At 65.2% G+C, this 7204-nt stretch carries 7 protein-coding genes and 1 pseudogene; 3 read left to right on the top strand and 5 right to left on the bottom strand.

The annotated features are described in order from the left end of the window. The coding region (locus tag WB785_RS14945; protein WP_424080106.1) for a DUF4245 family protein at positions 1 to 211 on the bottom strand (211 nt) is incomplete at its 3' end. A gap of 53 nt (positions 212 to 264) precedes the next feature. Between WB785_RS14945 and glpX the strand changes: the two genes are divergently transcribed. Genes glpX through WB785_RS14930 form a run of 3 tightly spaced genes read left to right on the top strand, consistent with a single transcriptional unit; the run spans position 265 to position 3198 of the window. Further along, complete coding sequence (gene glpX / locus WB785_RS14940) at positions 265 to 1293, top strand: class II fructose-bisphosphatase (RefSeq protein ID WP_424080105.1); 1029 nt, start codon at positions 265 to 267, stop codon at positions 1291 to 1293. A gap of 22 nt (positions 1294 to 1315) precedes the next feature. Next, on the top strand, positions 1316 to 2737 hold the full coding sequence (locus WB785_RS14935; RefSeq protein WP_424080104.1) for a class II fumarate hydratase: 1422 nt from the start codon (positions 1316 to 1318) through the stop codon (positions 2735 to 2737). Beyond that, a complete protein-coding gene (locus WB785_RS14930; protein WP_424080103.1) occupies positions 2734 to 3198 on the top strand; it encodes an ester cyclase in 465 nt (154 codons plus the stop codon). Before WB785_RS14935 ends, WB785_RS14930 begins: the two co-directional genes overlap by 4 nt. 171 nt (positions 3199 to 3369) lie before the next feature. Here the strand turns inward: WB785_RS14930 and WB785_RS14925 are convergent, their stop codons facing one another. The 4 genes and pseudogenes from WB785_RS14925 to WB785_RS14910 form a co-directional block, all read right to left on the bottom strand. After that, the gene (locus WB785_RS14925; protein ID WP_424080108.1) at positions 3370 to 4173 is read right to left on the bottom strand and encodes a polysaccharide deacetylase family protein; all 804 of its coding nucleotides are present in this window, start codon (positions 4171 to 4173) and stop codon (positions 3370 to 3372) included. A gap of 91 nt (positions 4174 to 4264) precedes the next feature. Further along, positions 4265 to 5563 carry a PhoH family protein gene (locus WB785_RS14920; RefSeq protein WP_424080107.1) on the bottom strand — a complete coding sequence of 433 codons (1299 nt, stop codon included), beginning with the start codon at positions 5561 to 5563 and terminating at the stop codon, positions 4265 to 4267. A 317-nt stretch (positions 5564 to 5880) separates the two neighbouring features. Continuing rightward, a complete protein-coding gene (locus WB785_RS14915; RefSeq protein ID WP_424080102.1) occupies positions 5881 to 6711 on the bottom strand; it encodes an acyl-ACP desaturase in 831 nt (276 codons plus the stop codon). A gap of 48 nt (positions 6712 to 6759) precedes the next feature. Next, positions 6760 to 7204, bottom strand: a pseudogene (locus tag WB785_RS14910) (glycine hydroxymethyltransferase); the annotation flags it as partial.

The following is a 7204-nucleotide window of genomic DNA, read 5'->3' as shown; positions in this document are numbered from 1 at the left end:
TCTGCGCGTCGGCCCGCAGCGCGCCGGCGGCGTCGTAAGACGGCACCGGTCCGCGGTTCGCCCCGCGCGGGGCAAAAGTGCACATCCCGACCATGCCCGCCAAGATGATGCAGGCCACCACCAGCGGCGCGATCGACCAGAACATATCCCGGCCGTCCTGCAGCAGCCGAGGCTTGGCCGGCTTGGCCGAGGGCTGCGGCTGCATCGTCACACCACGAGTATCCCAGCTCCGGAGTGCCAACCCGGCTCTGGGACAATCAGCGCATGCCAGATCGCCGTCGTGAAGCCCCGGACCGCAATCTTGCTCTGGAACTGGTACGCGTCACCGAAGCCGGTGCAATGGCTGCCGGGCGCTGGGTGGGTCGCGGAGACAAGGAAGGCGGCGACAAGGCGGCCGTCGACGCGATCCGCGAATTGGTGAACTCGGTGTCGATGCGCGGGGTGGTCGTAATCGGCGAGGGCGAGAAAGACCACGCGCCGATGCTCTACAACGGCGAGGAGGTCGGCAACGGCGACGGCCCAGACTGCGACTTCGCCGTCGACCCCATTGACGGCACCACGCTGATGAGCAAGGGCATGCCCAACGCCATCTCGGTGCTGGCGGTGGCAGATCGCGGCGCGATGTTCGACCCGTCGGCGGTGTTCTACATGAACAAGATCGCCGTCGGGCCCGACGCCGCGCACGTGCTGGACATCACCGCGCCGATCGCCGACAACATCCGCGCCGTCGCGAAAGTCAAGGGACTCTCAGTGCCGGACATGACGGTGTGCATCCTGGACCGGCCGCGGCACGCGCAGCTGATCCAGGACGTGCGGAACACCGGCGCGCGGATCCGGCTGATCACCGACGGTGACGTGGCGGGTGCGATTTCGGCCTGCCGGCCGGGTTCGGGCACCGACATGCTGGCCGGCATCGGCGGTACCCCGGAAGGCATCATCACCGCGGCGGCGATTCGCTGCATGGGCGGTGAGATCCAGGCGCAGCTTGCCCCCAAGGACGATGAGGAACGACAAAAAGCACTCGATGCCGGCTACGACCTCGACCAGGTGTTGACCACCTACGACCTGGTCTCCGGGGATAACGTTTTCTTCTGCGCCACCGGCGTCACCGACGGTGACCTGCTCAAAGGCGTGCGCTACGAGCCCGGCGGCTGCACCACTCAGTCGATCGTGATGCGTTCGAAGTCGGGCACGCTGCGGATGGTCGAGGGCTTTCATCGGCTGTCGAAACTCAATGAATACTCCGCGATCGACTTCACCGGCGATTCCAACGCGCAATATCCGTTGCCGTAACCACCACCGAAGGACCCAATCGATGGGCGCTCACGCCACCGAGAACGACACCGAATACCGCATCGAACACGACACTATGGGCGAAGTCCGGGTGCCCGCAAACGCATTGTGGCGGGCGCAGACTCAGCGTGCGGTGGAAAACTTCCCGATCTCCGGACGGGGCCTGGAGCGCACTCAGATCCGCGCGTTGGGGCTGCTGAAAGGCGCTTGCGCGCAGGTGAATTCAGACCTCGGGCTGCTGGCGCCGGAGAAGGCAGATGCGATCATCGCAGCCGCGGCCGAGATCGCCGACGGACGTCACGACGACCAGTTTCCCATCGACGTCTTCCAGACCGGGTCGGGCACCAGTTCCAACATGAACACCAACGAGGTGATCGCCTCGATCGCGGCGGCCAACGGGGTGACCGTGCATCCCAACGACGACGTCAACATGTCCCAGTCGTCCAACGACACCTTCCCGACCGCCACCCACATCGCGGCCGCCGAAGCCGCGGTGCGCCACCTGATCCCGGCGCTGCAGGTGCTGCACGACGCGCTGGAGGGTAAGGCCCGCGAGTGGCGCACGGTGGTGAAATCGGGCCGCACGCATTTAATGGATGCCGTCCCGGTGACACTCGGGCAGGAGTTTTCCGGATACGCCCGCCAAATCGAAGCCGGCATAGAACGAGTGCGCGCCACGCTGCCCCGGTTGGGCGAGCTGGCAATCGGTGGCACCGCGGTGGGCACCGGCCTCAACGCTCCCGACGGCTTCGGCGCCAAAGTGGTCGAGGTGCTGGTCAAGGACACCGGGTTGACCGAATTGCGCACGGCGGCCAACTCTTTCGAAGCCCAGGCCGCCCGCGACGGGCTGGTAGAGGCGTCCGGCGCGCTGCGAACGATTGCGGTGTCATTGACCAAGATCGCCAACGATATCCGCTTGATGGGCTCGGGCCCGCTGACGGGACTGGCCGAAATCCAGCTTCCCGATCTGCAGCCGGGCAGCTCAATCATGCCCGGCAAGGTGAATCCTGTTCTGGTGGAGGCGGCTACCCAAGTCGCGGCTCAGGTGATCGGCAACGACGCGGCGATAGCGTGGGGTGGCGCGAACGGGCAATTCGAGCTCAACGTCTACATCCCGATGATGGCGCGCAATCTGCTGGAGTCGTTCAAGCTGCTCACCAATGTGTCGAGGCTCTTCGCGGAGCGCTGCGTTATCGGGCTGACCGCCAACGCCGAGCACCTGCGCGAGCTGGCCGAGTCCTCGCCGTCGATCGTGACACCGCTGAACTCGGCGATCGGCTACGAGGAGGCCGCGGCGGTGGCCAAGCAAGCACTCAAGGAGCACAAGACGATTCGCCAGACGGTGATCGATCGCGGGCTGATCGGCGACAAGCTGTCCGAAGAGGAACTTGACCGCCGCCTCGACGTGCTCGCGATGGCCAAGGTGAACGACGCGCCGACATGATCAGCGACGAACTCCGCCGAAGCCGCTTGGCCATCATCGAAGAGCACATGAACACCGAGGTGACCAAAGCGTTCGAACGAACCCTGGCCACGTTCAACGGGCATCCGCGTTACGAGATCATGGCCACCGGCCAGGTTTTCGACGGCGACGACGAAGTGATGGGTTACTACCGGACCACCCGGACCGCGTTTCCCGACCAGCGCCACGAAAACGTTCGATACCACTTCAGCGACGACGCGGTGATCACCGAATTCGACTTGCTGGGTACCAACCTCGGTGAGTTCTACGGTCTGCCGCCGACCGGCAAGGCATTTCGGGTGCCGATCATCGCGGTGTTCTTCTTCGACAGTGATCGAATCACCAACGAGCGCATCTACTTTGACTCGGCCAGCTTGGTCAGTCAGATCGGCCGGGGTGAGCTGCTGACGTTGGCCGCATCGGGCGACCTACCCGAAGGGTAAGTGGCGCGGTCACTTTAGTCACATGAGTACCTGCGGCCCAGCGTGTTCCATGTGCCCGCCTCCGAGCGACAACTCTCGGCCCGGTCTTGTTGTCGCTGTGAGGCGGGCAGATTGACTGCCGCTTCCGCGTAGAGACGCCTGTGGCCTGAGTGATTGTCGCGCCTGGAAGCGCTAGCTGCCGTTGTTCGATCCGCCTGAGTTCTGACCCGGCACATCGGTAATCGGGAAGTTGGGCATCGGCTTCGGCGACGGCGTGTTGGGCAACGACGGGATCTCCGCGACCGGGATGTCATGCAGATCATTGACCGGCGGCCCATTCTCCCGGCCGCCGTACACGCTGCCCGGTGCTCGTTGCCCGAGCAGCTGGCTCACCGTCACCAGGTGATAGTCGTTGGCCTTCAGCACCGGGATGAACTGGTAGACCAGATCGACGGTGCTGGAGTAGGTGTCGTGAAACAACACCACCGAGCCGCGTTTGATCTGGGTCATCAGCAGATACCTGCTGGCCGCGGTGTTCGAGTCGTTGATCCAATCGAAAGGGATGACGTCCCAAAGGATGCCGGCCAGACCGAACTTTGCGGCCTGCTCGTTGACCGCCGCGTCGGTCAGCCCGCCCGGCGGCCGCCACAGCTTGGGCGTCACACCGGTGGCGGCCGCGATCGCGTCGTTGGCCTTCGAAAGCTGGTCGGGCACATCGGCCGGCGGCAGCATCGTCATGTTGGGGTGTTCCCAGGTGTGGTTGCCGATTTCCATGCCTGCGTCCACGACACGTTTCGCGCCGGCCGGGTTGGCGGCCACCTTGTTGCCGATCTGGAAGAACGTCGCCTTGGCGTGGTTGGCGGTCAGGATGCTCAGCAGCCGATCGGTGTACGGGGTGGGGCCGTCGTCGAACGTCAACGCCACGCATTTCACTTGTGCGCAGTCGACGACGTCGTTGGCTTTGGCGAACCTGACGTGCCCGGTGAATGCGCCGATCGCCACCACGATCGCGGCTGCCACCGCTCCTGCGACCGTGCGCCAGTACCGCCACGCGAGGGAGTCTGGTCGTCTGGGCACGGCCGGAAGCTTACGGCAGCGGGGCCCGGGTGATCTCTTCGAGCATCTCGGTGACCAGCGCGGCGATCGGCGACCGCTCGCTGCGCAGCAGCGTGATATGCGCGAAAAGCGGGTGGCCCTTGAGTTTTTCGACCACAGCCGCCACCCCGTCATGGCGGCCCACCCGAAGGTTGTCGCGCTGTGCGACGTCGTGAGTCAGCACCACCCGCGATCCCGCACCCAGCCGGGACAACACGGTCAGCAGAACGTTGCGTTCCAACGATTGCGCCTCATCGACGATCACGAAGGAGTCGTGCAACGACCGCCCGCGGATATGGGTCAGCGGCAGCACCTCGAGCATTCCGCGGGACAGCACCTCCTCGAGCACCGCCGGGCTGGCCAGACCTTCGAGAGTGTCGAAGACCGCCTGTGCCCACGGGCCCATTTTCTCGCTCTCGCTGCCGGGCAAGTAGCCCAGCTCCTGGCCGCCGACCGCGTAGAGCGGGCGGAAGACCACCACCTTGCGGTGGGTGCGTCGTTCCAGCACGGCCTCCAGACCGGCGCATAGCGCCAGCGCCGACTTGCCGGTGCCAGCCTTGCCGCCCATCGACACGATGCCCACCGACTCGTCGAGCAACAGATCCAGCGCCACCCGCTGTTCGGCGGAGCGACCACGAAGTCCGAACACCTCGCGGTCTCCGCGGACCAGCTGGACGTGCTTTTGGGCGTTGACCCGGCCGAGCGCATGAGAGCTGCCGGCAAGCAGTCGAATACCGGTGTGGCACGGCACGTCTCGTGCTTGCGCTAAATCGACCTCGCCGTCGGCGAACAGCGCGTCGATGTCCTCGGCGGTGACTTCCATTTCCGTCATCCCGGTCCAGCCGGACGTGACGACGTCTTGCGCGTGGTACTCGTCGGCTGGCAGACCCACCGCGCCGGCCTTGACACGCAGCGGAATGTCCTTGCTCACCAACGTGACTCGTCTGCCCTCTGCGGCCAGGTTGGCGGCGCAGCATAGGATGCGCGAGTCGTTGGTGTCGGTGCGGAACCCAGCCGGCAACACGTCCGGATCACTGTGGTTGAGTTCGACGTGCAGCGTTCCGCCTTGTGTCCCAACGGGAATCGGCTGATCCAGCCGACCGTGCTCGAGCCGCAGGTCGTCGAACAAGCGCAATGCCTGTCGGGCGAACCAGCCGAGTTCGTGGTGATGGCGTTTGGCTTCCAGCTCACTGATCACCACCAGCGGAACCACCACTTCATGTTCGGCGAAGCGGGAACAGGCCCACGGATCGGACAACAACACGGAGGTGTCGAGCACATACGTCCGGATGGTGTCCTGTGCGACCGCCGGGGAATCAGTCACGAGCGCTCCTCGAGCTCATCGCCCGGTTCGCTGCCGCGTGCGGGTGGTGGCCCCACCCCCACCTGTACACGCGGGGCGTCACAACCGGGCTGATGCCCGTGCGGCCCGCACGGACGATTCGGCGGGGGCCGCGGCGCCAGGACCGGGGCCGGCGGTCCTGTCGAAGTGAAGACGAAAGGTGCCGCCCGGACAGCAGAGCATGTCGCTAGCCATCGAATGCGACGCTACTCCGGTCTGCGCATGTGCGCCGCGCAGGCGCGCCGTGGCGAAAGCTCAGCCGCGTCTTAGCCTATGACGAACTGCCGCAGCGCAGGCTCGTCGGCGAGCCCCCATGCGGTGATGCGGTCGGAGATCACCTGGCGCAGTTGATCCGGGCCGAAGATGCCTGCGTCAGCGACGCTTTGCACCTTGTCTTGGTAAGCGTCGATGTCGGCGCCGACCACAGCGACTTCGGCGGCACGGGCAGCGATCGCCGCGATCGTCTCGTCGCGGGTGTAGCCGAGGCAGTGCGCGACGAGGTTGGCGAAGAACTCCTCGTGCCGCTCTTCGTCTCGCGCGATGTGGGTGATCAGACCTGCCAGCACGGGCTCTTCGATCTGGGCCGCCAGGTTGCTGCAGTACACGGCGTGGGCGCGCTCGAAGAAAGCCATGAACACCAAGGTTTCGACCTGCGAATAGTGATCGGCTCGATAACCCTTGCCTGACACGTGCTCGAAGCGGACCTGCTCGTTGGCGGTCGGGTCGACCTCTCGGGTCACCACGAAGTACTCGCGCAGCGCAATTGCGTGCAGGTGCTCTTCGGCCGTCCAGCGGCCGATCCAATTGGCCCAGTTGTCCTCGAGGATGAAGTGCTCGACGAGTTCGCGGTGGTAACCGGCGACGTTGTCTTTAGTGATCAGCAGGATCTCGCACGCGTCGGTGATGGTTTTGGGCAGCGTCACCTGCGACGGATCCCAATCGCGCCCGCCGAGGAAGGCATAATTCTCGCCCTGGTCGAACGGCACGAAGTCATGCGCGAACCACAAGTTCTCGGTGCCGAGGTGGCGGTCGAGGTTCTCGCCCACGACCGGCTCGAGTTCAAGAATAAATGCGTTAGCAACAGGTTTTACTGCCATGAAAGTAACTGTAACCCGCGTACACAGGTGCCGTGAAATTGGTGGCCTCTAGAGCGTCAACCCCGGATACAGCGGGTTAGCCGTCAGCAGCTCGGCCGCAGCGGCGTGCACCCGCTCAACGGTGCCGTCGGCCAAGGTGTACTTGGCCTTGGAGGGCCCGGAGGCTCCCGAACCGGGTTGCGTGTTGGCCAGCACGTCGACCACCAGCTCGGCGACCCGGTCGAACTCGGCGGCACCGAAGCCGCGGGTGGTCAGTGCCGGGGTGCCCAACCGGATGCCGCTGGTGTACCAAGCCCCGTTCGGATCGGCAGGGATGGAGTTGCGGTTGGTGACGACGCCGGAGTCCAGTAACGCCGATTCGGCCTGCCGGCCGGTCAGCCCGAATGACGTGACGTCCAGCAGCACGAGGTGGTTGTCGGTGCCGCCGGTGACCAGCCGCGCCCCACGCCGCAGGAACCCGTCGGCCAGCGCTTTGGCGTTGTCGGCAACCCGC

The organism is Mycobacterium sp. (genome assembly GCF_049585075.1).
Classification (GTDB): Bacteria; Actinomycetota; Actinomycetes; order Mycobacteriales; family Mycobacteriaceae; genus Mycobacterium.
This window is presented reverse-complemented; position numbering and strand designations above follow the sequence as displayed.

Bases quoted from the DNA above. Each gene is read 5' to 3' on its own strand.
- WB785_RS14935 (WP_424080104.1), top strand. From the start codon at position 1,316: ATGGGCGCTCACGCCACCGAGAACGACACCGAATACCGCATCGAACAC.
- WB785_RS14915 (WP_424080102.1), bottom strand. From the start codon at position 6,711: ATGGCAGTAAAACCTGTTGCTAACGCATTTATTCTTGAACTCGAGCCG.
- glpX (WP_424080105.1), top strand. From the start codon at position 265: ATGCCAGATCGCCGTCGTGAAGCCCCGGACCGCAATCTTGCTCTGGAA.
- WB785_RS14930 (WP_424080103.1), top strand. From the start codon at position 2,734: ATGATCAGCGACGAACTCCGCCGAAGCCGCTTGGCCATCATCGAAGAG.